Raw genomic sequence first — 26,332 nt, forward strand, 5'->3', positions numbered from 1 at the left:
GAAGAGGATTTTGTCCATATGGCAAAAGTTCTCAATGGGCTGCGAGGCAAGTTTGTTTTAAGCCTGAATGATTGTGATGCGGTGCGAGATATCTTTAAGGATTTTGACTTTTTAGAAGTTGAGACAGTTTGGATGGCAGGTATGGCAAAAAAAGCTCCTCGAAAAGAGCTGTTAATTCACAATAGCCTTTGTGATTCTAATAGTTTTGACTTATTTAGCCGCGTATGCTTGGCGCGTTAGAGAATGTTTTTTGCACTTAAAAATGTGGGGCAGTAAGGGCTAGGGTCTATGATTCTTCTCCTCTAAAACGAGTAGCCAAAATGTGGTTACGGAGTACGTATTTAGAATCCTATTCCCTCGATTTTATCTAGGCATCCCTAAGATTTCAAAAAAGTAGATAAAATGAATATGTTACACGTAGAAAAAGCGATAATGGTACGCCCAAGGGGAATCGAACCCCTGTTTCCGCCGTGAAAGGGCGGCGTCCTAACCGCTAGACGATGGGCGCGAACCAATGATGAGGCTTATAGAGAGGATCTTTTTACTTCGCAAGCCCTCTCATTCATTTTTTTGAAAAAAATGCATTTTATTGAATTATTTTTTAGGTATATGTATCTTATTCTTGCTGTATTGTTTTATTTTCTGCAGTCTTATGCAAAAAAATGAGAGAAAAGAATTGTTATTCCTGATAGAAGGTTTTAATGACGAGCATCATTATGACCTCAATAATTTAAAGAATAGGGGGAAGTGATTTAAGACAGAGTTTTAACGCTATGGATGTGTTTTCTATATCATTTTTTTGTAGGGCGTTTGCGTTTCCTTAAAGGCGTTGTACAAAAGAAAGTAGAGTTTTTCTAAAATTATAACTTGCTATAGACCAGTTCTCTGAAAGACTACAGATGAGTATTTATTGGTTATTTCATAAATGATGCGAATCATACAAAAACTATTTTTGTGATTTAAACTGTAACGTCACTTCATAATATATAATAGAATATATTTTTAAATAATTATTGTGATGTATAAGTAAATATAAGTTATATATAAATGAAACTATAATGTTTTTATTGTACTTTAATTCATATGGTGAGATATGTTGTATTATTTTATATTTAAGTATGACTATACTTCGCATTAATCATTATGAAGGAATGCCATTTATTTGGTTGTTTATTTAATAATTGTTGATTCCGTTATTTTATGTATGATTCATCACGTCTTTAGGTGCTTATGAGGTGTTTTTGGGAGCCTTTGTGTTTTATTAAGCTTTTCTTTTATGCTGTTTTTTATGGTAATTTGTGTCGCTAAGTTTAAAATTTTCTATTTGGAAGTGTTTCTTAAGAGTTAAATTTATGTATGAAGTATTTTTCAATGTTGGGGAAGGATAGATTTCTCTAGTGAAAATAAATAATTGATCGTTTTTATACGGGTAAAGTCCTGTTAAGCTTATAACGTATTGCACTTTTATGAGTATCGGTGTTATGAGTGCTGATCAAAATAATATTTTTTATGTTGCGATTGTTTGCAAGAAGTATAAAAAGAATGCAATTTTAGTGGTTGGAACTTTTTGTGTTCTTCATAAAAAAATTCATCATTTGAGAGGGTTATTTTTCCATAGATCTTAGATCTTTGTAAATACGAATATTCGTATTCTTTATAAATTTTATTGAATGCGTGTTCGTCGTTTTATTAGGGAAAAATTGGGTTGAATAGAGTGGGGGGCTTCTTTATAAGTTGTGCTGTTTTGAGCATTGTTTGCGTTGATTTGCGCAACATGTGGCACGTTTTTCAATAAAGGTAAGCAGTTTGATAATGGCAGAAACTTTAAAAGTTGGTGTTGCTGGTCTTGGGACCGTTGGTAGCTCGGTTGTTCGAATTTTGCGTGAAAAAGCTGATCGTTTAGCTTGCCAATGTGGTCGGTCGATTGAAATTGTTGCGGTGAGCGCACGTGATAAGAGCTGTAATCGTAGCATTGATCTGAGTAATATAAAGTGGTTTGATACACCTGTGGAAATGGCTGTTTCTGATGAAATCGACGTTTTTGTTGAATTAATTGGTGGTGAATTGGATGTTGTGCATGAAGCTGTTAAGAAAGCGCTCGAAGTGGGGCACCATGTTGTTACTGCCAATAAGGCACTTCTCGCACGACATGGGGTAGCACTTGCTGTAAGTGCAGAAGAAAAAGGCGTTTTTCTTAATTTTGAAGCTGCTGTTGCCGGAGGAATTCCTGTTATCAAAACACTGAGAGAATCACTCACAGGTAACCATATATCGAGGATTTACGGCATTCTCAATGGAACTTGTAACTATATATTAACACGTATGTTTACGGAAGGTCTTTCATTTAAGGATTGTTTGACAGAAGCCCAAAGACTTGGTTACGCAGAAGCTAATCCAACTTCTGATATTGGTGGAAATGATACTGCTCATAAATTGGCTTTATTAACAAGTTTAGCATTTGGCACAGAGACTTCGTTAGATGATGTCTATGTTGAAGGAATTAGTAATATTTCGCAGATTGATATCCGAGCGGCTGATGAATTGGGGTATAGGATTAAGCTTTTAGGGGTTGCATTAAAAACTGAATCTGGAATCGAACAACGTGTTCATCCAACAATGGTACCAACCTCATCAATGATTGCACAGATTCACGGAGTAACGAATGCCCTTTCTATTCAAAGTGATTTATTAGGTGAACTACTGTTTTCTGGTCCTGGTGCTGGAGGAATGGCAACAGCATCAGCGGTTATTGCCGATTTAGTGGATATAGCAAAAGCCCGTCCTGGTTTTCAGTATGCACCTGTTTTTGGAATCCCAGCGTTGGAGCTTATGCCTCATAAAAAAGCACGTATTTCTCATCATGCAGGTGATTATTTTATTCGTTTGAATGTTCATGATCGCTCTGGTGTTTTTGCAACAGTTGCAAGACATATGGCTGATCATCATATTTCGTTAGAGTCGATTGTTCAAAGATCGTTTGTAGAAAATCAGACCGTAAAAACAATCATTTTGATAACACATGAAACAACAGAAGTGAATGTACGGCAAGCGCTTGCCGAAATTGAAAAAGATGGGCCTCTTGTTGTAAAACCTCAATTTATTCGTATCGAACCTGTGGCGTAGAATGAATAATTTTTTAATGTTTTAAAAGAGGGGGGAGATTCAGTTTTTATTTATTCTACAATTGGTTATGGTGGTTTTCTCTTATAAACAGGTGTTTAAGAAACAATTTTGGGTGTTAAACTAGGTGCCAGATGCCTTCTTGTTGTTTATCCAAATCTGTCTTTATTGTTGAGAGTCTTGATTTCTTCATTTATTAGATCAAGCATTTTGGTTTTGTTCATCTAATATACAGAAGGTTGGCCAATCAGTATTCGCTGCATAGAGTATCCTTTTTGGGTGTTCAAAATCTGTTTTTAAGTTTTTACAGATCGTTTGGATTTATACTGTTAACGCTATTCCATGCGTTTTTTCGTTTTTTAAAGAATTGGAATTTTTGCTTAGAGATTTTATATTTTATAACAAAAGGGAAGGAGTTTGAGTATTTTCTCTTGTGGAAAGTTTTTATCTTTTCCAAAAGCTCTCTTCTTAACATTTAAAAATAAATGTTAGTGTTTTTCGCTAGTGTTCATTCAGTAGGATTTTCATATGCCCACAACTCAAAAGATTTTAAATGGACTTGATCGTATTTTAACGCTTGAATTAGCACGTGTAACTGAACGTGCTGCTGTTGCAGCTGCACGCTGGCGCGGGCGTGGTGATGAAAAGGCCGCTGATCAAGCTGCTGTAGATGCAATGCGTCAAGAACTTAATCGATTGCCTATTGATGGTACAGTGGTGATAGGTGAAGGTGAACGTGATGAAGCGCCTATGCTTTATATTGGAGAAAAAGTAGGTCTTCAAAATGGATTGGCGATTGATATTGCACTTGATCCACTTGAAGGAACAACAGTTTGTGCTAAAAATCTTGGGAATTCTCTGGCTGTTGTTGCAATTGCTGAAAAAGGCAATTTACTTTATGCACCTGACGTTTATATGAATAAAATTGCTATTGGTCCTGGTTATCCAAAGGGGGTTGTTGATATAGATGCTGCTCCTGCTGATAATATTCATGCTCTTGCAAAGGCTAAGGGAGTGGCTGTTAATCAGATTACTGTTTGTATAATGGATCGGCCTCGTCATGAAAAATTGATTCATGAAGTACGAGAAACAGGAGCATCAATTCGTTTAATTGGTGATGGAGATGTTGCTGGTGTTATTGATACAACAGATCCAGATGAAACGGGCATTGATATCTATATGGGGATTGGGGGCGCACCAGAAGGTGTATTAGCTGCTGCAGCTTTACGTTGTATTGGTGGGCAGATGCAGGGACGCTTGCTGCTTGATACAGAAGAAAAGATTGCGCGTGCAGCCAAAATGGGGATCGATAATCCCAATAAAGCCTATACAATGGAAGAAATGGCAAAGGGAGATGTTTTGTTTTCTGCAACAGGTGTAACAGATGGAAACATGCTTTCAGGAGTTAAATTTACTCCTCTTTATATTCAGACGGAAACTCTCGTGATGCGTTCTCATACCGGTACAATTCGTAATATTAAAGCACAGCATCGAGACTGTTCAAAATTTGATTAATATTTTTTAAGAAAGATACAAGGAGTTTTATTTTTGAGGCGTGCGCTTCCATAAAAGTCAAAAAAGATGTGTTTATGGAAGCGCTCATGAGGTGCTTAAAGATTTCTTTTCTTTTTATGAAAGCTGGACAGAATGCACCCAACCATTATTATCTTCTCTATTCCCTTTTTGAAGATCAACCAGTTGTGTGCGAAGCTTTTTTGTAACTTCACCAACCATTTCATTTCCAATAACAAATTCCCCACCTTTGTGTTTAAAACGACCGATTGCTGTGATAACAGCTGCTGTACCGCAAGCAAAGACTTCTTTAAGGTGGCCGCTGCGTGCATCTTCTTGGAGTGTTTCAAAAGAGTAAGGACGCTCCTCTATTGTTAAACCTAGTTGTTTGGCTAATTGTAAAATGGAATGACGCGTTATTCCTGGAAGGATAGTGCCATTCAGTGCAGGGGTTACAAGTGTATTATTTTCCATAATAAAGCAAACATTCATACCACCGAGTTCTTCAACCCATTTATGTTCAACCATATCAAGGAAGAGCACTTGGCTGCAATTGTTTTCAGTTGCACTTTTTTGTGCAAGTAAGCTGGCTGCATAGTTGCCACCACACTTGGCAGCACCTGTGCCACCTGGACCAGCACGACTATACTCTGTTTCAATCCAGACACTGACAGATTCTTCTTCTCCTTTGAAATAGGATTCAACTGGAGAAGCTATGATACAAAAAAGATATTTTTGAGAAGGGCGAACTCCCAAAAAGTTTTCATTGCCAAACATGAATGGACGGATATAGAGGCTAGCATTGGGATGATCAGAAACCCATTTTTGATCAATTTTTACTAATTGATGAACGGCATCCAGAAAAATGTCTTTTGGTAATTCTGGCATAGCTAAACGTTGTGCTGATTCTATAAAACGTTGTGCATTAGCATCAGGACGGAAAAGCAAGATGCGTCCATCTTTTGCACGGTATGCTTTTAAACCTTCAAAAATTTCTTGCCCATAATGCAAAACAGTGCTTGCTGGGCTAATCTCTAAAGGTTTGTATTGAGAGATGACTGCGTTATGCCAACCCTTATCTTTAGTCCATTGGATGGTACACATATGATCTGTAAAAAATTGACCAAAACCAGGACTTTTAAGAATTTCTTCACGTTTTTCATCTGACAGGGGTGATAGGTGTTTTTCTATTTTAAACGAAAGTGATGATGTGGGAGAGTTCATAAGTAAAACCTTTTTAGGGATGTGCTTTCTTTTTATGTCTTTTTTATCATAAAAATGCCAAGATATTCTTATGATGACTTTATTATTAGAAAATCCTTTGTGTCAATGTCTTATTAGGAGATTAAAAGAAAAGACTCTTGAAAGATTTTTTGTTGCTGTTTTTAGGCTCTTCTTCTCAATTTCATCCAGTTATTTGGAACTTTTCTTCATATTTGTCGTTTTAAAAACTAAGTGTTTGAATTATTGCACATGCGCATATTTTACAACTTTAAAATAGGGGAATTGAGAAAAGGAATTTACTATGATCGATAGAAACTACCACACATACGAGGAACATACAGCTGCAGAAAAGAAAGAGCGTGAACAGCGTAGCTCGATTGGTAGAGGTATTCTTGCCATTCTTCTTGCTCTTTTTATTATCTGGTTTGTTTTTGGCTTTTTAGGATCTTTTTTTGAAAAATCTTCTCAAGACGTGTTTCACAATAATTCTACAGAATCAAGCCAAACCATCATAAGTCCGAGAAAAGATTTTAGTACAACATCTCCTACACCTTACACTTACAAAGGCACAACGCTACCTTCACCTTATGAACAAGGTCCTTCTTCAGAAAGAAGTCAGCCTAACATGGATCAAGGAACAACACCCTTTCAAATACATAAATCTGAAAAAATTTGATAGGATTTTCACTTTTTAAGCAGCCTGATGAGTTTAATGTATTACTATCGAAATCAATAATGCGACGGTTATCGAGCCCGTTGCATTATTGGTTAACGTGTTACGAAGCAATTTCCTCCATAACTTTTTATGTCTTCACAAAGGCTTATAGCGTCATTCCGGTTTTGCGTTTGAATACGAACACGGTAGTAGGTTCCTTTCCCTGGTATGAGAGCAGATTGAATATTTAAAGGACGAGCGCTGATAAGAAAGCCAAACTTTGATTGCATTTTTTCCAAAGAATCTCTCGCTAGCGCATGGGTTGGTTGGGAGGAAAGTTGTACGTAATAACCTTCTGAGCTTTGCGTGAGTGCTTGATTTGGTTGTTCTGAATGAGAAAAAGCATCTATTTGTTGTTCTGAGTTTCTTTCTGCGGGTGAAGGAATTGGTATAAATTTTTCTTCAATTTGAGAAATATTTTCAGCAATTATTTCATTAATATCACGCGTGAGATTGCCATCTGTTTTGTTATTATTCACGTCAGAATCGTGTGAAGAAATGGGGGAGGAATCCTGAAATTGATTTTCAGCTGTTTTGTCAATCATTTCTTCTTGTTCATTAGTAGTTTTTTGCTCTGTGTGATGTTTGGGTGCTAAAACAATTGTACCGTCTTTGTTGACAATAACAGTTTGTACTTCTTGTGTTGGAATAGTATGATTAATGGCTTCAGTTACGGCATCTTCAACATCAGATTCATTAGAAGAAGAACTTATAAGTTCTTGTTGGTTTATTTCCGCTAAATCCTCAGGCTGCTCAGAAGCATCAATAAGGAATTGTTGCGCATTTTCTTCGGATGTTTGTTTGTAAATATCTAAATTATGTACAGCATCATTTTTTGTTTCAGTTGTTTCGTGTTTGAATTTAAAAGGTGTATTGTCGGCGTGAATAATAGGAGGACTTTCATTTTCTTGTGGCGACACAAAAAAGCGAAAGTAACCGGCAAAACCGGCAGCTATTAAAAGAAGAAGAACGATAGTTTTGGTAAAAGTTTTACCAATAATAAAATTTTTTAAGGGAAAAGAGGGTGGTGTATGGGGAGGCGTTTGATCTGCGTCTTTGTGTGATGAATTTTCCCTAATAGGGGAAGTGTGATACTCTCTATTTTCAGTGGGAAAATTGGCATTTTGAGCTTGGGAATCTCTATAGACATCTTCTCCTGGATTTTGCATGGTTTGATGAAAGATTTCATTGAAGGTTTGATTTTGCTGATGTTGGTGTGAAAAACTTTCTTCTGGAACATTCCCAACATTGAGAACATCAGCAAACTCTTCTTTCAAACCATCGGTTGACACATCATATTGTGGCGCTTCATATGGGAGTTCAGGAACCATAATTGGCCCAGTTTTTTCTACTATCTCCTCTGAAAATTTATAGGTATCAACATTGGGAGGGGGTGTATCTTTGTGTGGATAGTTATGCGCAGAAAAATGATCTGCTTGTTTGGAGCTAAAAGCTTTCGATGAGGCGTGCGTATCATTGAGATGATCTTGATGATATGGCACCTCTTCTCCGAAAATCTTTTCAGAGATTTTGATGTCCTGAGCTTGAGTATCGCTATATTTTGGAGTTTTTCCAGTATGAGATTCTTGCTCTAAGAATTTCTCTTCATTAAACTGAGGATAATCAGCCGGATAGCCTTCTTGTTGAAAACCTTTTAAATCAGAAGACTTATCGATTGGCTCTGCAACGGAGTGTGGTGGGGGACTATTTGTTTCTTCATAGTTTACAGCGTTTTCTCCTTCTGAAATATGGTCAGAAGATGAAAAAAAACTGCTTACATCTGTGGGGAGGGCAGAGGCATCCGTATAATATTCTCCCATCTTATTCTTCTGATCCGCTGAAACTGTATAGGGATGATTTTCGGAAAGATTGCTATGATTTTGTTGTGTATTGGCGATATTCGACTGTTGCCCAGTTGTTTGTGAGGAACGGTTGATCTGTTCAACGGGTTCTGTCGGTGTTCTGTTGTTATATATACCAACTTCATCAAAAAATGGTTCATCATGCATTGAGGCTTTTCTTTTTTGCGATGATTGGTTCTTTTGAAGTGGTAATGGTGAAAGCGCATCTAAAATTTGTTCTTCATCATGAGAAAGAGATGAAGAGTTTTCTTCTTTGGATGAAAACCTCTTTTGTTCTAAATTGTTAGAAGAAGCAGTTTGCATCGCATATGAGGCTTGTTCATTGCTTGTTGCATGGAAGTCCCGTTGCTTTTCTTGTTCATCAAACGGTGGATCATTTGCTAAGTTATTTTCAAATTCCGCCTCTAAAAAGAATAAATCAAAATCATCATGTGATGAAACTTTGGGAGATTGAGAGGCTGATGGATCAGTCTGTACGGAAGATTGATCATGTTGGCTTGCATTTTGTTTATTCGGATTAAAAATTTGCATAAGCCTCTCTAAAGGATCGTGATGTTCATGATCCTGCTTTATTTCGCACGAATTTTTGCGATCGTTATCGCTCATAGTTTTTCTCACATGATGATCTGCATCTGCATGCAATAAATGGTTAATTGTAATTTCGTATACTTTAAAATTATAAATTTCCCCCTCTTATAACAAGCATACATAAAAAAGCTTTTCAATAAAGAACTTATTTTATGTATTTACAGAACTTTTTCAACGCATTTCTGTCGGTACGTCAACTCCTACAATTTGAAGTCCTGATAATAGGGTATTTATCGTAGCTTGAATCAATCCTAATCTGGCAAGTGATAGCTCTTTATCATCCGGTTGAATAAAGCGTAAACTGGTATTATCATTTCCTTTATTCCAATGAGAATGGAAGTTTGAAGCAAGATCATAGAGATAAAATGCCAATCGATGTGGTTCTTTATGGATGATTGCTTGCTCAATGATACGTGGATATTCAGAAAGCTTGCGTATTAAAGATATTTCACTCTCATCTATTAACCGATCAAGATGTGTAATCATTGTATTTGTCGAAAAATTTTCAATATGAAAAGCTTCTCGTGCTTGACGAAAGATTGAGTGGCAACGTGCACTTGCATATTGTACGTAAAAGATAGGGTTATCTTTTGATTGTTCCGTCACTTTTGCAAAATCAAAATCAAGAGGTGCTTCGCATTTACGGTACAGCATCATAAAACGGACTGGATCACGCCCTACTTCTTCTACAACGTCACGCAAAGTGACAAATGATCCTGCTCTTTTTGACATGCGCGCAGGTTGGCCATTGTGAAAGAGCTTTACTAATTGACATAAGAAAACACTTAATTTGGCTTTATCACCAGAAATTGCTTTGGCCATCGCTTCTAATCGCTTGACATAACCAGCATGGTCCGCACCTAGAATATAAATCATTTCATCATAATGACGATTGAATTTATCACGAAAATAAGCAATATCAGCAGCAAAATAAGTGTAAGAACCGTCAGATTTAATTAAGACACGGTCCTGATCGTCACCAACATTTGTTGAGCGGAATAGGGTTTGTTCAGCCGGTTCCCAGTCTTCGGTATCTTTTCCCTTTGGTGGCGGAAGTTTGCCTTTATAGATATAACCGTTTAAAGTAAGATCATTAATCGTATTACGAATAGCACGTGCATTATCTGCATAAAGCATTTTTTCAGAGAAAAAGACATCATGGTAAATATTAAGAGAGGCCAAATCTTGGCGAATCATTGACATCATCGCATGAATTGCGCGCTCTTTCACGATAGATAAAGCTTTCTCTTCATCCATGGTGAGTAATTGGTCGTCAAACTCTTGAGCAAGTGATTTCCCTAAGGGAATTAAGTATTCACCAGGGTAGAGACCTTCCGGAATTTCATTAATTTTTTCTCCAAGAGCTTCACGATAACGCAAGAGAACGGAGTGGGCGAGTAATTCGATTTGTTGACCAGCATCATTGATGTAATATTCTTTTGTCACATCATACCCTGCAAATTGCAGCAAATTGGAGAGTACGTCTCCAACAACGGCACCTCGACAGTGCCCAACATGCATTGGTCCTGTTGGATTTGCAGAGACATATTCGACATTGATGCGCTTTCCTTTTCCCATAGGAATGCGACCGTAAGAGAGACCTAATTCAAGTATAGATTTTACAACATCTTGCCAAAATGGCTTTGTAAGCCTGAGATTGATGAAACCAGGACCGGCAATATCAATCGAGTCGATAGCGGAATCATTTTTAAGAAGCTCTATGATTTTTTCTGCAAGCGCACGAGGGTTTAACCCAACAGATTTTGCGAGGACCATAGCAGCATTTGTTGATAAATGGCCATGTGAAAAATCACGTGGAGGATCAACAGTGATTTTTGAAAAATCGATTCTTTCACCATTTTTTCCTTTTATATCAGATAATTCGAGTGATTTTTTAATTTTTTCCTCGAAGTTTTTAAAGACATTCATATTCATCTTCCATTACGGTATTCAAAGACGATTAAAAGAAATCATCTGCATGGCCAAATAAACGGTGATATTCACGCAGAGCATAGTGATCGGTCATACCTGATAGAAAGTCGGCAATAAGACGTGCCCGCGCTTCATTTGTTAAATGGGCTGTTTTGCTGCCCCAACTTTCAGGCATTGCATCCGGATTTTTATAATAACAGTCGAATAATTTTTGTACAATAGATTTCGCTGTATTGCGACGATTAAGAACGTGATCATGGTAATAAAGATTTTTAAATAAGAAGTTTTTTAGTTCTTTTTCATAAAGGGACATTGTGGGTGAAAAGGCAACAATGGTTTCTTCTGCATGGTGAACATCATTGATGTTTTTGGGTTTTATGCGTGCGAGATTTTCTTGTGCGTGTTTGATGACATCTTCAACCATGGCTCTTATCTGTCTTCGTACAAGTGTGTAACCACGCCGATCTTGATCGAGTTGTGGGTGCTCGTCTGTTATATCTTTTAATAATGCTGCTGTCAGCGAAACTTGCTCGAACTGATCGAGTGTTAAAAATTGCGAACGCAGCCCATCATCAATATCATGGGCATTGTAAGCAATATCATCTGCAATGGCAGCACATTGTGCTTCTAGTCCAGCAAAAGAATCGAGCTCAAGATCCTGTTTTTCGTTGTATTGTAGAATATCGATAGGAACTTCTTTGTCGTGTGCATAACGGCCTAAAAGAGGACCATTATGTTTCACAAGTCCTTCGAGTGTTTCCCAACAAAGATTAAGTCCATCAAAATTTGCATAGCGTTGTTCCAATTTTGTAACAATGCGTAATGCTTGTGCATTATGGTCAAAACCGCCATAAGGTGTCATTGCTTCATTAAGGGCGTCTTCTCCTGCATGACCAAAAGGCGTATGCCCAAAGTCATGAACAAGAGCAATGGCTTCGGCAAGGTCTTCATCAAGGCACAGGGCACGTGCTAAGGTTCTTGCAATTTGAGAAACCTCTATTGAATGTGTGAGTCTTGTGCGATAATGGTCACTTTCATCAGCAATAAACACTTGGGTTTTATGTTTAAGGCGTCGAAATGCATTAGAATGGATAATGCGATCTCTATCTCGTTGAAAAGATGTTCGCATGCTGCTCATAGGTTCATGGAATAATCGACCGCGGCTTGCTTGCGGGTTGGCACTATAGATTGCTCGAGATTGGTAATTGATATTGCTTATATCCATTGCAAGCTGTCCATTCTCATTTTAAATTGAGGTTGGTTTATTATGAATAAACTCCTCTTTATTTGGGATACTCTTTCTTAAGGGTTTAATGCAAGAATATATAGCAAGGATATAGAGAATGCGTGTAAATATTTCAGATGTTGCTGCCAAACGAATTGCACAGATACTTTCGAGTGAACCCGATAAAATAGGATTGCGTATTTCCGTTGAAGGTGGAGGATGTTCCGGATTTTCTTATAAATATAATTTGGTTTCTGAAATGGATGAGGGTGATCTCGTTCTTAAAAAAAATGGTGCTGTTGTTTTGATTGATTCACTTTCTCTTCCTTTTATGGAAGGGGCTGAAATTGATTTTATTGATGATCTTATGGAGCAGTCTTTTCAAATTCATAATCCTAATGCTGTTTCGTCATGTGGTTGTGGTGTAAGCTTTTCAATTTAGGCAGATGATTCTGTGAGATTGTTTCTTGAAAAAAAAATGATTTTGGTCAACAATGCGAAAATGAGTATTTTTATAAGAAAATTGCGTCTATATTTGTGGTTATGCGTGGTGCTTACTGCAATGGGTGAAAGCTGCTATGCCTTTTCTGAAGAAGGAGGAGGACAAGATTCTCAGCAAAAACAGCCAAAAAGTTTCATTCTAAAATCTTACGATCATGAAAAAGAAGATTTCGTTGCTCAGTCCCAACTTATGCTGAATGCTCGATTAAAAAATAGTAATGAAGATATCATGAAGGGGGTGGTATGGCGGGTCTACGCACCTATTTTAGGAATTGATGATAAATTACCATTGATTGCAACTTATGAGGGTGGAAGTGCACGTTTTTCCTTAGAACCAGGAAGTTATCTTGTTCATGTCTCATTTGGTCACGCAAGTGTGGTGCGTCATGTTACTTTAGAAAGTGGGCAAAGTGTTGTTAAAAATTTTAATCTTGATGCTGGTGGTGTCGTTTTAAATGCTACATTGCTTAATGGGACAATCAATGACAAAGAATTGCGTTTTACTATCTATGAGGATGAGAAAGAAAATGATGAAACTGGTGTGGTTTTATCAAATGTTAAGCCCCAATCGCTTATCCGTTTAAAAGCTGGGCATTATCATGTTGCTTCTCATTATGGTTCTATTAATGCTACTGTTCGTTCAGATATTCAGGTGGATACTGGAAAAATTACCGAGGTCACTCTTGAACATCAGGCCGCTCAAATTGTTTTAAAGTTGCTACGACAAGAGGGAGGAGAAGCGCTTGCCGATACAAGCTGGTCTATTACCAATGATTCTGGTGATATTGTTTATGAAGCAGTGGGTTCTTATGTTTCACTCGTGTTAGCGGAGGGGGAATATATTGCAATTGCTAAAAATAAAGATAAAATTTATCAAAAAGGTTTTTCAGTTGTTTCCGGCCATGATGAAGATGTAAGTGTGGTGGCGGATACGCAAAATATGCAAAAAATTGATGAAGATGTAGATTGATGATTTTTCATAGGTATAAACCATAATAGGAGGCGGATAGAAAGTTTTGGCTATAGAAATTTCAACAGTTGGTGTCTTTTTTGCCGGTGCATTATCTTTTTTATCACCGTGTGTTTTGCCGTTAGTTCCTCCTTATTTATGCTATATGGCAGGTATTGGTATTGATGATTTTCGTTCAGAAAAGCACAATGGGAAAGTGTTTATACGGTGGGAACTTTTCTTTTCTGTTATTGCTTTTGTGCTTGGTTTTACAACCGTTTTTGTTGCTTTAGGTGCCAGTGCAAGCACAATTGGTCAATTCATTGGTTATTATCGTGATTGGTTTGCTCTTGCTGCTGGAATCATTATTATTGTTTGTGGTCTCAATTTTTTAGGTCTTTTTAAAATTGCTTTTTTATTTCGTGAAGTGCGGTTCCAAACGCGTAAAACGCCTGCTGGTCCTTTAGGGGCTTATATTATTGGTTTAGCTTTTGCATTTGGTTGGACACCTTGTATTGGTCCCATTTTAGGACCTATTATAACTTTGGCTGGAACAAAAGAAACTGTAGGTGAAGGGGCGCTCCTTTTAGGGGTTTACGCTTTAGGTCTGGGAGTGCCTTTTGTGTTAGCAGCTTTATTTTCAAGCAGTTTTATGAAGTTTTTAGGGACTTTTCGTATTCATTTAGGAAAAGTTGAAAAAATTATTGGCGTTTTTTTGGTTATTACTGGTATTTTATTTTTAACAGGCTCTATGCAGGATTTTTCATTTTGGCTTTTGGAACATTATCCTTCACTTAGTAATGTAGAATCCTTTCATTGGCGTGATGTTGTCAGCTTTTTTGGATTTTCTCGTTAATTATATGTGATCTTTATGGTTAGAAATTGTCTTTCTATTGTTTTGGCAGCAGGTGAGGGAACGCGTATGAAGTCGTCTCTTCCTAAAGTGCTGCATAAAATTGGTGGGTTGCCGATTGTATGCCACGTTATAAAACAAATAGAGTTGGCAGGTTCTTCACAATTAGCAGTCATTGTGGGGGCTGGTGCAGAAGATGTCACAAAAGTTGTGCAATCATTTGCAAAAAATGCAATGATTTTTGAGCAAAAAGAGCGTTTTGGAACTGCTCATGCTGTTTTATCTGCTCGCTTCGCTTTGCAAAAAGGCGTGGATGATGTTCTGATTGTTTTTGGCGATACGCCTTTGATTGAGCAAGAGACATTGCTAAAAGTTCGTGCGCAGCTTGCTAATGGGGCAGACATTGTTGTTGCTGGTTTTCACGCTTCAAATCCGACAGGTTATGGGCGCCTTCTTCAGAAGAATGGTCAGCTTGTCGCGATTGTAGAAGAAAAAGATGCAAGCAATGAAGAAAAAAAAATTTCTTTTTGTAATGGTGGAATATTTGCCATAAATGGAAAGCATGCACTTTCTCTTTTAGAGAAGGTTAATAATCATAATTTGAAAAAAGAATATTATTTAACGGATCTTGTTTCTATTGCAGCGAGTGAGAGACGAGATGTTCGCGTTGTTGAGGTACCTTTTGATAATATTATAGGGATTAATAACTGTTTTGAGCTTTCTGAAGCGGATGTTTTGTGGCAAAAGCGTAAAGCACGCAGTCTCATGTTATCTGGTGTTACAATTCTTAAACCAGAAACGGTTTATTTTTCTTATGATACAGAGATTGAGCCAGGGGCGGTGATTGAGCCCAATGTTTATTTTGGGGTGGGAGTCAAGGTACAATCTGGTGCAGTTATTCATGCATTTAGTTCTCTAGAAGGTGCTATGGTTGGGGCGTCTGCGCAGGTTGGACCTTATGCACGTTTGCGCCCTGGAACAGAATTAGGGAGATCGGTCAAGATTGGAAATTTTTGCGAGGTTAAACAAGCAAAAATCGGAGAATCTTCTAAGATCAATCATTTGAGTTATATTGGTGATGCAGAAATTGGCGCTCATAGCAATATCGGTGCTGGTACGATCACTTGCAATTATGATGGATTTCGAAAACATAAAGTGGTGATTGGTGATCATGCTTTTATTGGTTCTAATTCAGCTCTGGTTTCTCCATTGATTATAGGGGACGGTTCTTACATTGCTTCAGGAAGTGTTATCACCGAAAATGTCCCTATAAATAGTATGGCTTTGGGGCGTGCACGGCAAGTGATAAAAGAAGATTATGCAATAAGGTTGCGTGCGCGCTTATCAGAGAATAAACAGAAGAAGTGATCATTCTGTTTTTTCTTTATAACGATTTAACTCTTTTTATAGAAGATTTACTTTTAAGTGTTGCCGTACCACATATTTGATTTATCTGATGATTCAAAGTTTTGAATGGAAGCTATGAGATTATTTTATAGAATGATATAAATTTGGGATGGAGGTTGGAGCTTTTTAATGTGTGGAATTATCGGAATTCTTGGAAAGAGGTGTATTATATCTTCTTTGGTTGATGGTTTGAGGCGTCTTGAGTATAGAGGCTATGATTCTGCTGGTGTTGCAACAGTGCATAATGGGCACCTTCATCGTATGCGTGCTGAAGGTAAACTTGTTCATTTAGAAGAAAAATTAAAACAGACACCTCTGGAAGGAAGTTTGGGGATTGGTCATACTCGTTGGGCTACTCATGGAGTTGCTGTGGAGAGGAATGCTCATCCTCATGTTACGGAACGGCTTGCTGTTGTTCATAACGGTATTATTGAAAATTTTTTAGAATTACAAAGAGAACTCATTGAAGATGGTTATATTTTTGAAACAGAAACGGATACCGAGGTTGTTGCACATTTAATTACGCGCGCACTAAAAAGTGGTCTTTCTCCGCAAGAAGCAATGCGAACAAGTTGGAAAAGGTTGCAAGGTGCTTTTGCTCTTGCTCTTATCTTTGAGGGTGAAGATAATCTTATGATTGCTGTTCGTTCTGGTCCGCCGCTGGCAGTTGGATATGGAAAAGATGAATTTTTTGTCGGATCGGATGCACTTGCTTTGGCACCATTTGTAGATCGTGTTAGCTATATGGAAAATGGAGATTTGGCTGTCCTGACACGGGAAGGTGTCACAATTTATGATGCGAATAATCGGCAGGTACAACGCCCTGTTACAACATTATTTGAGGGAAATTTATTGGTTTCTAAGGGCAATCATCGTCATTTTATGCACAAGGAGATGTTTGAACAACCTGAAGTTATCTCTCATAATTTGGCACATTATCTTGATCTTGGAAATTATACAGTTCGTTCATTTGAAAATTTGATTGATTGGAAAAATATTCATCGATTACTCTTTGCGAGCTGTGGAACAGCTTATTATTCCACCTTAGTTGCACGTTACTGGTTTGAAAATTTTGCTGCTTTAAGTGTTGATAATGACGTTGCTTCAGAGTTTCGTTATCGTGAGCCTCCATTAAATTCTGATGTGTTATCGGTGTTTGTTTCCCAATCGGGTGAAACTGCTGACACCTTGGCTTCTTTGCGTTATTGTCGTGAACGTGCCATAAAAACAGCGACAATTGTCAATGTTGAGCAGTCGACAATGGCAAGAGAAGCTGATTTTATGTTCCCCACATTAGCGGGGCCGGAAATTGGTGTTGCGTCAACAAAAGCTTTTACCTGTCAATTGGCAACGCTTGCTGCTATGGCACTTGATGCCGCAAAGCAACGTGGATATCTTTCAGAGAAGGCAGAACACCAGTTGGTTCAACAGTTGGCAGAAATTCCAAGAATTTTAAACGAGGTTTTAAAACTAGATGATAGGGTTGAACAGATTTGCCGTCATTTAGCAAATGCAAAAGGTGTTCTTTATCTCGGGCGTGGAACTTCTTATCCGATTGCTTTAGAGGGAGCGCTGAAACTAAAGGAGCTTTCTTATATTCACGCTGAAGGTTATGCAGCGGGTGAACTGAAACATGGACCCATTGCGTTGGTAGATGAGTCACTCCCAGTTATTGTTGTGGCACCTTATGATAGATGGTTTGAAAAGACTTTTTCTAATATGCAAGAGGTAGCCGCGCGCAATGGTCGTATTATTTTGATAACTGATAAAAGAGGGGCAGAAGCAGTTCGTCTTGATACTTTATCAACGATTGTTTTGCCAGATGTTTCAGAATTTATTGCACCCATTATTTATGCCTTACCGATCCAGTTAATCGCTTACCATACGGCTGTTTTATTAGGAACAGATGTTGATCAACCGCGTAATTTGGCAAAATCAGTCACTGTTGAATAAAGACTTTTTCTCAGAAGAAAGAGAAAAAATCAGAAGAACGTAAGAGGGTTTTTGTCTTTCTTACCAGATTTTTTGAATGAAGAAATATTTTCGAAGTGTTTTATTTTTAGAGGAATAAAATTGTGTTGCTGTGCACGAGGGTTTGTTTTAAAGAGATTCTCTTAGAGCTCTTAAGCCTATTTCGCGCTATCGTTCGTAAATTATATAACGGGTAAGTCCATTGTGCATAGCAATCTTCACGCTTATGAAGGTACAAACCGGCACCATCATATATTTACTAGCACCCAATGTTGCTACAGCTTTTACATGAAGGCGATTCATGAGAGGTGTTTTCCCTTCTTTTTTATAACTTTTACCTTCATGCCAATCTTGCTTGTGGCGTACAGTCAAGTAAAAAAATTGATTCAACATAAAGAGGTATGAAATGAGAGAATCTTATGGGTATTTGGGGTTTATAATTCAAGGTTTATCACGACAAATTGTGATTATAAATCAATGTGTTGCTATTTTAAGGATAAAAGTTATAAATTATACAGAGGTGGTTAGAGTTTTTTAGAGACGTTTTTGCAGAAATTATTACTGATAGAGAACAATTGGAATGTTTTGAATAGTAAAAGAGAATAATATTTTGTTACTAGGGGGCCGTTCTAGGTGAGATGTCTTTTAGAAGGGAAGACAGCATTTGGGATTCAAAATTACTCTTGTAGATTTGCAAAACCGTTTGAAAAAATTCTATTTTTTAAATCTTGTGATAAAATTTGTTCTATAGATGGCTTTCGTACAAAATTATCCGTGCTTTTTCTTCTAAAATTGCCAAACATTAATAGAATTTTTCTTTTTGAAGAAAAACTCTCAATTATACGATTCAACTTACTATAATAGAAATGGCTAGATTGCACCCATTATTATAAAAATAATTTTATAATAAAGCTTTAATGACTAAAGTTTTTTGAAAAAGTAGAGATATGTAATATGTATTATATTAAAATATTAAGATAAATTTATCATTTTATTTAAAAATATTTTATAATATGGACAATTTATTTTAGAAATACATTGTATAATACTTAATTTTTAAATTTAATAATATTGACTTATTTAATTTATATGAAAAATATCTTTTTATGAAACTTTGATTGACAAATAACATATAATATCTGTTGGCAGTTTATTTAAAGAAACTGTATGATAAGTCTATGTGCTAGCTAAAAGAGCGTATTCGTATCTTTATGATTATTCATAGAGTGTTCTGAAAAGATTTTGGTGAAATAGCTTTAAGAGAGATATAATGGATCTGTTAGAGGGGGCTCTAATAGCAGTAAATGAGTATTTTAATGAGCATATAAGTTTCTTGAGAGACCTGTGGTTGTTTGAGATAACGGATCGATTACAGAGTTGTGCAAGTTTATATTATATAAGAGAATAAGGGTTAGTGTAGATAGAAAGGGTTTTATTTCTCATCGTTTAATGAGGGAAATATATTTTATATTTGCGGCAATTTGATTAAAAAATCACGAAAAAGTGCTTAAAATAGAGCAAGTTTTTTGGTATTGTTCTGATACAATGTTTTGTTGTTTGTGTTGTAAGTGTTTGTTTGTTGTTAGCAGCCAGGCTTATAGCAGTTATGTTGCAGGAGTGGGGGCTGTTTATTGTAGTCATCCTTTTCACGTATGAAGGGGATATGTTTACTCCATTTTGAGAGTGTTTGTTCTCTTGTTTTGGATTTTAGTGAGTGTCAAATTTTCTTTTTTTGCCAGTTAGATATTTAATATCTCCTGCAAATTCTTTATTGGTTTACTTTATAGGGTCCTTGGTAGGTCGAATTTTCCTCTAAAATGTGTAGCCAAGTGGCTGATGGAATACTCTATTTGAAATTCTTCTCGCCCTTGTATTCAGCTATTCGGTATTAAAATTTCTGAAGAAGACTAGCGTTTGCGGGGAGTTGGCATTTTAAAAAAATGTACAAACCACTATGTACAGGTATCATAAAAATAAAAGGTATCCATGATGGGAAAGAGAGATACTAAGGAGAAATGTTTGTCATAGAATTGGTACGGCTTTCTTTTTTGTTTGATTGTTTTTGGGCTGTTATCCGGCTCGTAATAAACGCATAGCGTCATCACGTCCAAAAAGATAAAGGAGTAAACGTAAAGCTTGTCCTCGTTCTGAAGAAAGGTGAGGATCACGTTGTAAAAATAAACGTGCTTCTTTTCTTGCTATGGATAAAAGATCACTATGTATTGCAAGGTTTGCTATGTGAAACTCGGGAATACCAGATTGTTTGGTTCCTAAAAGCTCTCCTTCTCCTCGTAAACGCCAGTCTTCTTCAGCAATTTTAAAACCGTCTTCTGTACTTCGTATAATATTAAGGCGTGTTGTTGCCATCTTTGACAATGGCTCTTTGTAGAGCAAAATACAGGAAGATTTTTTGTCTCCTCGTCCAACACGTCCACGCAATTGATGTAATTGTGAAAGTCCAAAATGTTCTGCATGTTCGATGATGATGATCGAAGCATCAGGAATATCCACTCCCACTTCAATGACTGTTGTTGCAACTAAAATACGTACATTGCCAGATTTAAAAGATGCCATAGCGGCTTCTTTTTCATCTGTCGACATTTTTCCATGGATCATTCCAACACGCATCCCAAACTGTTCATGAAGCATAGCAAAACGGCTTTCAATGGAAGTAAGTTCAAGCTTTTCAGATTCTTCCACTAAGGGGCAAATCCAGTAAAGTTTTTCTCCTTTTTCTAAGGCAATGGCAATGCGTTCTATGAGTTCATGAATACGTTTTGAAGAAAGGATTGCTGTTGTGATTGATTGTCGTCCAAGTGGTTTTTCGGTAATTTTAGAAACATCCATGTCACCAAAAGCTGTTAAGACGAGTGTCCGTGGAATAGGGGTGGCGGTCATTACCAGCATGTCAGGTTTATGGCCTTTTGCTGTCAGCGCAAGTCGTTGATGAACACCAAAACGGTGTTGTTCATCAATAATTGCTAAAGCAAGGTTATGATAAGTGACACTTTTTTGTATGAGAGCATGGGTTCCAATGATAATGGAAGCTTGCCCTGATAGAATATCGTTCAAGATGTTTAATCGTATTTTTCCTTTTTCTCGTCCCGTTAAAAGGGTTGTTTGCAGACCTACTTTTTCAGCAAGAGGTGCAATGGTCGCAAAATGTTGTCGGGCAAGAACTTCCGTTGGTGCCATTAAAGCGGATTGTCCTGAATTTTCCGCAATTTGTGCACTTGCCATGAGGGCAACAACGGTTTTTCCTGCTCCTACATCACCTTGGAGAAGTCTTAACATTGGTTCTGGTGAAGCAAGATCATTTGCAATATCTTCTATGGCTTTTGTTTGTCCATTTGTCAGTTGAAAGGGGAGGGCTTTTAGGAGTTTTGTTGTGTAAGTTCCTGTCGGTGGGCGAGAGATTCCAGAAAGAGATTTGGTTTGTAAACGTGTTAAACCAAGAGCCAATTGACAAGCTAGCAGTTCATCATAGGCAAGACGTTTACGTGCAGCACTTTCTAAAGTTAGATCATTGGGGTCTATAGGGGTGTGGATTCGACGTAAAGCAACGGAAAAGGAAGAAAAATTTTGCTGACTCTTGACGTCTTCTCCTATCCATTCTGGTAAGGGCGGAAGATAATCGAGGGCATTTTGTATTGCATGCCTTAGCATTTTTACTGACAATCCGGCGGTAGAGGGATAGATGGGCTCTATCAAAGGTATTTGATTTGATTGCTCACTGAATGCAATATGATCTGGATGAATCATGGAAAGCTGCCCGTTAAACCGCTCTACTTTACCTGATACAACGACTTTTTTTCCTTCCGGTAGTTGTTTTTTTAGCCAAGATGGTTTGGCATGAAAAAAAACTAAATTTATTTTTCCTGTTGGATCATGGGCAACAACCCGATAGGGTAGCCGGTTGCGGCCCATTGGTGGCGCTTGATGTTGATCGATTACAATTTCAAGGGTAACAGTCCTGTCTTCTTGGGCATAAGCAATAGTGGGGCGCGTTCTACGGTCTATAGCAGAATAAGGCATGAGTTGAAGGAGATCAATGAGTGTAGCTTCACGTTGTATCGGGTTGATATTTAAAATTTTTGCCAGTAGGCTATAGAGTTTCGGTGTCACCCCAGAAAGGGTACGAACAGAGTTAAAAAGGGGAGCGATAAGGCTTGGAGTCATAAGGGAATTTATCCTGCTCTTTTTATTTTTTCTAGTGTTTTAAAAAGACTTTTTAGGGACAAATTGTATCATAAAAAACTTCTTTATTTATACTTTGGATTTTATAATTTTAATCTTAATAATTTAAAGTAATACTTTACATAAGATATTAATTAAAAGTGTAATAAGAAATAATTTGAATATTAATCGTTTTTTGTAGGATTTATTTATTTTTGTTCTTGTGTATTTATTTGCTGTGAATAGAGGTGTTTTCTTAATAGAAAATGCCTATTAATATCATTAAAACTAGGATTCTAGGCAATCTACGGAGGAAATGAATCTCTAAGATTTATAAAGGTATGATACGTTAAAGTGTTCTTTAATATGATAGAGTGGTAAAGAGTTATAAATTGGTAAAGCTTGTAATTTGGTCTTTATTTTGTAGTGGGAAACTTTGAGAGTGGCGGAAAATAAAAGTAAAACACAAAATAATAAAAAATCTTTTCCTCGTTTTATTCACTTGAGGGTACATTCTGCTTATTCCCTTCTCGAAGGGGCTTTAAAAATTCCCCAAATTATTCAACATGCAATTTCCGATTATGCACCAGCGGTGGCCGTTACCGATACAAATAATTTATTTGGTGCTTTGGAGTTTTCCCAATCTTGTCTTTCTCAGGGGATTCAGCCTATCATTGGTTGTCAACTCGCAATTGATTTTGGTGATGAAAATAATCATTCGCATTTTGTTAAAGGGCACCATCCTTCTGATTTTGGTTCTCTTGTTCTCTTGGCTGCAACGGAGAGAGGTTATGCGCATTTGGTTCGTCTTGTGGGCCGTGCTTATCTTGACAAATGCGACACTGATCCTCCTCATATCAAAGCTGATTGGCTTTTGGCACACAGTGAAGGAATCATTGTTTTAACGGGTGGCAAAGGAGGACCTATAAATCTTCTTTTGGAAGAAGATAAAAAAGAACGCGCTGTTGAACGTTTAACTTATTTGAAAAAAACTTTTGGTGATCGTCTTTATGTGGAATTACAGCGTCATAGTTCTTTTGATCAGAAGGTAGAAGCTGCACTTATTGAATTGGCGTATACATATGAAATTCCTCTTGTTGCAACCAATGAAGCTTTTTTTCTAAACAAAGAAGGGTATGAAGCACATGATGCGTTAATGGCAGTTGCAGAGGGACAGATAGTTTCTAATCCGGAACGTAAACGTGTAACGCCAGATCATTATTTGAAATCACAAGATGAAATGGTTGCCCTGTTTTCTGATCTCCCAGAAGCTTTGGAAAACAGTGTTGAAATTGCATTGCGTTGTCATATTTCCTCGCCGGTTCGTAAACCCATTCTGCCTCGTTTTATAGAGCAATCTGTTGATTCAGAAACGACTTTAAAACTCGAAGATAGTGAGTTGTTAAATCAAGCTAAAGCTGGTTTGAAAATGCGGCTTGAGACAATTGGTCTTGCTCAAGGATATACCATTGCGGATTATGAACAGCGGCTTGATTATGAAGTTTCTATTATTACACGTATGCAATTTTCTGGCTATTTTCTTATTGTTTCTGATTTCATAAAATGGGCAAAGATTCATGGTATTCCTGTTGGTCCAGGGCGTGGTTCTGGTGCGGGCTCACTCGTTGCTTATGCATTGACAATTACCGATGTTGATCCATTACGTTTTTCTCTTCTCTTTGAGCGTTTTCTTAATCCAGATCGTGTTTCTATGCCGGATTTTGACATCGATTTTTGTCAAGAGCGACGCGAAGAAGTGATTCATTATGTTCAAAAAAAATATGGTCGCGAGCAAGTTGCTCAAATTATTACATTTGGTAAGCTACAGGCGCGTGCAGTATTGCGTGATGTTGGGCGTGTTTTGGAAGTGCCTTATCGTCAGGTCGACTATCTGACGAAACTCGTTCCTGCGACACCTGGGAGCCAGGTTGAATTGGCTGATGCTATTAATGATGAATCTAAATTTGAGGAAGAAAAGAAAAAAGATCCCGTCGTTGGGCGCATGTTAGATATCGCTCTTCAGTTGGAGGGGCTTTATCGTCATGCTTCAACCCACGCAGCGGGAATTGTTATTGGTGATCGACCACTTTCAGAGCTTGTTCCGATGTACCGCGATCCGCGTTCTGATATGCCTGTTACACAATTTAATATGAAGTATGTTGAGCAGGCAGGATTGGTAAAATTTGATTTTCTGGGATTAAAAACGCTGACTGTTTTAAAAATGGCGGTCGACTTTGTTGCACGCAAGGGAATCAAAATAGATTTAGCCAATATCCCTCTGGATGATGTGCTGACCTATGCTATGATGGCACGTGGTGAAACGGTTGGTGTGTTTCAAGTTGAAAGTGCTGGTATGCGTAAGGCACTCATTGGAATGAAGCCGGATCGTATTGAGGATATTATTGCACTTGTTGCACTCTATCGTCCTGGTCCGATGGAGAATATTCCAACTTATAATGCACGCAAGCATGGAGAAGAGGAAATTGCTTCTATTCATCCTAAAATAGATTATCTGATTCAAGAAACACAAGGTGTTATCGTGTATCAAGAACAGGTGATGCAGATTGCTCAGGTGCTTGCTGGCTATTCGCTTGGCGAAGCGGATTTGTTACGCCGTGCTATGGGGAAGAAGATTCAAAAAGAAATGCAACAACAGCGTACGCGCTTTGTAAATGGAGCTGTTGCGAATGGTGTTGATAAAGATCAGGCTGATGTTATTTTTGATCTTTTAGCAAAATTTGCAGATTATGGTTTTAATAAGTCGCATGCTGCTGCTTATGCGATTGTTTCTTATCAAACAGCTTATATGAAAGCACATCATTCCGTTGAGTTTTTAGCTGCTTCGATGACGTATGATATGACCAATACAGATAAATTAAATGATTTTCGGCGTGAAGCATTAAGGCTAGGAATTAAGGTTATTGCACCTTCTGTGCAAACATCACACCGTGTTTTTGAGGTTGGTGATAACTGTATTTATTATTCTCTTTCTGCTATTAAAGGTGTAGGGGAGGCGGTTGTTGATCATATTGTTGCTTGTCGTGGAGATAAATTTTTTAAAGATTTAGAAGATTTTTGTGAGCGTATTGATCCACGTATTGTTAATAAGCGCGCGATGGAAAGTTTAATTTATGCTGGCGCTTTTGATTGTTTTCATATTGCACGCGAAGTTTTATTGGCAAGTCTTGCAACGCTTCATGCGCGTGCACTTCGTATTCTCGATAACAATTCTAGCGGACAAACTGATATATTTGGGGCGACAAGCGCGTTAAAAGAGCCTTTAATTTTATCGCAAACAGCTCCTTGGTTTCCCGCTGAAAAGCTCTATAGGGAATTTCAAGCAATCGGTTTTTATCTTTCTGCGCATCCTTTAGACGAATATCAAGATATTCTTGCTAAAAAACGTATACAGACTTGGGGTCATTTTTCTCATGCTGTTAAAAGGGGGGCGACTGTTGCGAGGCTTGCTGGAACTGTTGTGGCAAAACAAGTACGAAAAACAAAATCTGGTAAGAAAATGGGGATTATTCATTTTTCTGATACGAGTGGACAATATGAGACAATTTTATTTTCTGAAGCGCTTGCAGTTTATGAGGATCTACTAGAACTTGGAAAATCTTTTATTGTTACGGTAAGTGCAGAAAACCGTTCTGAAGGTATTAGCTTACAGCTTGAGACCGCTCAATCCTTAGAAGATGAAGTGTTACAGCATCATAAAATGATGCGTCTTTTTATAAAAACAGTTGATATGCTTCCACAAATTGAGCAAAATTTAAACCATAGTGGAGATGGGCAAGTAGGGATTGTTCTGATTCAAGAGAATGGATTACGGGAAGTCGAAATCACACTTTCAAAGCGATACAAGGTTAATTCACATGTGGCAAATGCGATGAAATCAATTCATGGTATTGTTGATGTGGAGCTTACTTAATCGAAAGCTATGGGGTGACTGTTTGTTTTGATTGGTATTTTTTCTTATTGGTCTCCTACAGTTTGTCTCTGAAAAAAATATCGTGGCAATATATCGCTTTATAAGAGTAATGCACATGTTTTTCACGATTGAGTAAGCGTGCTGAATACAGCGGGTTTTTTCATTTCAAGTTCTTTATGATGAAGTCATCAAGATTATTCCTTTACCTATCATTGGTGCTATAAGTGTGTGAAAAAATTCCTGTACAAGATGGCTTTTGTGAACGGTTTGAATGCAAGAGCTGTTGCCTGTTATGAGCGTTGGTAAGTGAATAATTGTGCTGCACTGGCTTGTATTTAACAGGTACAAAATTGGTCTCTATCAGGC

At 37.5% G+C, this 26,332-nt stretch carries 15 protein-coding genes, 1 tRNA gene and 1 pseudogene; 10 read left to right on the plus strand and 7 right to left on the minus strand.

The annotated features are described in order from the left end of the window. Positions 1 to 240: pseudogene (locus BN67_RS11870) on the plus strand (DNA adenine methylase); the annotation flags it as partial. Positions 241 to 433: 193 nt separating this feature from the next. On the opposite strand, the gene BN67_RS07320 reads toward BN67_RS11870, so the two are convergent. Further along, positions 434 to 508 (minus strand) — tRNA-Glu (locus tag BN67_RS07320). Positions 509 to 1,812: 1,304 nt separating this feature from the next. Here BN67_RS07320 and BN67_RS07330 point away from each other — a divergent pair. Next, positions 1,813 to 3,123, plus strand: a complete 1,311-nt coding sequence (locus tag BN67_RS07330) for a homoserine dehydrogenase (RefSeq protein ID WP_019223479.1) — start codon at positions 1,813 to 1,815, stop codon at positions 3,121 to 3,123. Positions 3,124 to 3,648: 525 nt separating this feature from the next. Next, the gene (glpX, locus tag BN67_RS07335; RefSeq protein WP_019223480.1) at positions 3,649 to 4,635 is read left to right on the plus strand and encodes a class II fructose-bisphosphatase; all 987 of its coding nucleotides are present in this window, start codon (positions 3,649 to 3,651) and stop codon (positions 4,633 to 4,635) included. 114 nt (positions 4,636 to 4,749) lie between these two features. On the opposite strand, the gene BN67_RS07340 is transcribed toward glpX, so the two are convergent. Continuing rightward, complete coding sequence (locus BN67_RS07340) at positions 4,750 to 5,856, minus strand: branched-chain amino acid aminotransferase (RefSeq protein WP_019223481.1); 1,107 nt, start codon at positions 5,854 to 5,856, stop codon at positions 4,750 to 4,752. A 301-nt stretch (positions 5,857 to 6,157) separates the two neighbouring features. On the opposite strand from BN67_RS07340, the gene BN67_RS07345 reads away from it, so the two are divergent. Beyond that, positions 6,158 to 6,532, plus strand: a complete 375-nt coding sequence (locus tag BN67_RS07345; RefSeq protein ID WP_019223482.1) for a hypothetical protein — start codon at positions 6,158 to 6,160, stop codon at positions 6,530 to 6,532. A 92-nt stretch (positions 6,533 to 6,624) separates the two neighbouring features. Here the strand turns inward: BN67_RS07345 and BN67_RS07350 are convergent, their stop codons facing one another. From BN67_RS07350 to BN67_RS07360, 3 genes are all read right to left on the minus strand, one after another. Further along, on the minus strand, positions 6,625 to 9,039 hold the full coding sequence (locus tag BN67_RS07350) for an SPOR domain-containing protein (RefSeq protein ID WP_026088216.1): 2,415 nt from the start codon (positions 9,037 to 9,039) through the stop codon (positions 6,625 to 6,627). Positions 9,040 to 9,192: 153 nt separating this feature from the next. Beyond that, complete coding sequence (gene argS / locus BN67_RS07355) at positions 9,193 to 10,950, minus strand: arginine--tRNA ligase (RefSeq protein ID WP_019223484.1); 1,758 nt, start codon at positions 10,948 to 10,950, stop codon at positions 9,193 to 9,195. Between the two features lie 31 nt (positions 10,951 to 10,981). Further along, the gene (locus tag BN67_RS07360) at positions 10,982 to 12,178 is read right to left on the minus strand and encodes a deoxyguanosinetriphosphate triphosphohydrolase (RefSeq protein WP_019223485.1); all 1,197 of its coding nucleotides are present in this window, start codon (positions 12,176 to 12,178) and stop codon (positions 10,982 to 10,984) included. A 118-nt stretch (positions 12,179 to 12,296) separates the two neighbouring features. Between BN67_RS07360 and BN67_RS07365 the strand changes: the two genes are divergently transcribed. From BN67_RS07365 to glmS, 5 genes are all read left to right on the plus strand, one after another. Next, a complete protein-coding gene (locus tag BN67_RS07365) occupies positions 12,297 to 12,620 on the plus strand; it encodes a HesB/IscA family protein (RefSeq protein WP_019223486.1) in 324 nt (107 codons plus the stop codon). Between the two features lie 12 nt (positions 12,621 to 12,632). After that, complete coding sequence (locus BN67_RS07370; RefSeq protein WP_019223487.1) at positions 12,633 to 13,649, plus strand: carboxypeptidase-like regulatory domain-containing protein; 1,017 nt, start codon at positions 12,633 to 12,635, stop codon at positions 13,647 to 13,649. Positions 13,650 to 13,695: 46 nt separating this feature from the next. Further along, positions 13,696 to 14,484 (plus strand): cytochrome c biogenesis CcdA family protein, encoded by a 789-nt coding sequence (locus BN67_RS07375; RefSeq protein ID WP_019223488.1) that lies wholly within the window; start codon positions 13,696 to 13,698, stop codon positions 14,482 to 14,484. Positions 14,485 to 14,499: 15 nt separating this feature from the next. Continuing rightward, positions 14,500 to 15,849, plus strand: a complete 1,350-nt coding sequence (gene glmU, locus BN67_RS07380) for a bifunctional UDP-N-acetylglucosamine diphosphorylase/glucosamine-1-phosphate N-acetyltransferase GlmU (protein ID WP_019223489.1) — start codon at positions 14,500 to 14,502, stop codon at positions 15,847 to 15,849. Between the two features lie 168 nt (positions 15,850 to 16,017). Beyond that, entirely contained in the window at positions 16,018 to 17,841 is a 1,824-nt protein-coding gene (gene glmS / locus BN67_RS07385) for a glutamine--fructose-6-phosphate transaminase (isomerizing) (protein WP_019223490.1), read from the plus strand. 186 nt (positions 17,842 to 18,027) lie between these two features. Here glmS and BN67_RS15235 read toward each other — a convergent pair whose 3' ends face one another. Both BN67_RS15235 and recG read right to left on the minus strand, forming a co-directional pair. Next, complete coding sequence (locus BN67_RS15235) at positions 18,028 to 18,162, minus strand: hypothetical protein (protein WP_280101217.1); 135 nt, start codon at positions 18,160 to 18,162, stop codon at positions 18,028 to 18,030. A gap of 1,767 nt (positions 18,163 to 19,929) precedes the next feature. Then, positions 19,930 to 22,038, minus strand: coding sequence for an ATP-dependent DNA helicase RecG (gene recG, locus BN67_RS07405; RefSeq protein ID WP_019223494.1), 2,109 nt, complete (start codon positions 22,036 to 22,038; stop codon positions 19,930 to 19,932). A 439-nt stretch (positions 22,039 to 22,477) separates the two neighbouring features. Here recG and dnaE point away from each other — a divergent pair, with 439 nt between their 5' ends. After that, a complete protein-coding gene (gene dnaE, locus BN67_RS07410) occupies positions 22,478 to 25,966 on the plus strand; it encodes a DNA polymerase III subunit alpha (RefSeq protein WP_019223495.1) in 3,489 nt (1,162 codons plus the stop codon). Positions 25,967 to 26,332 lie beyond the last annotated feature (366 nt).

This window comes from Bartonella rattaustraliani AUST/NH4 (genome assembly GCF_000312565.1).
Classification (GTDB): Bacteria; Pseudomonadota; Alphaproteobacteria; order Rhizobiales; family Rhizobiaceae; genus Bartonella; species Bartonella rattaustraliani.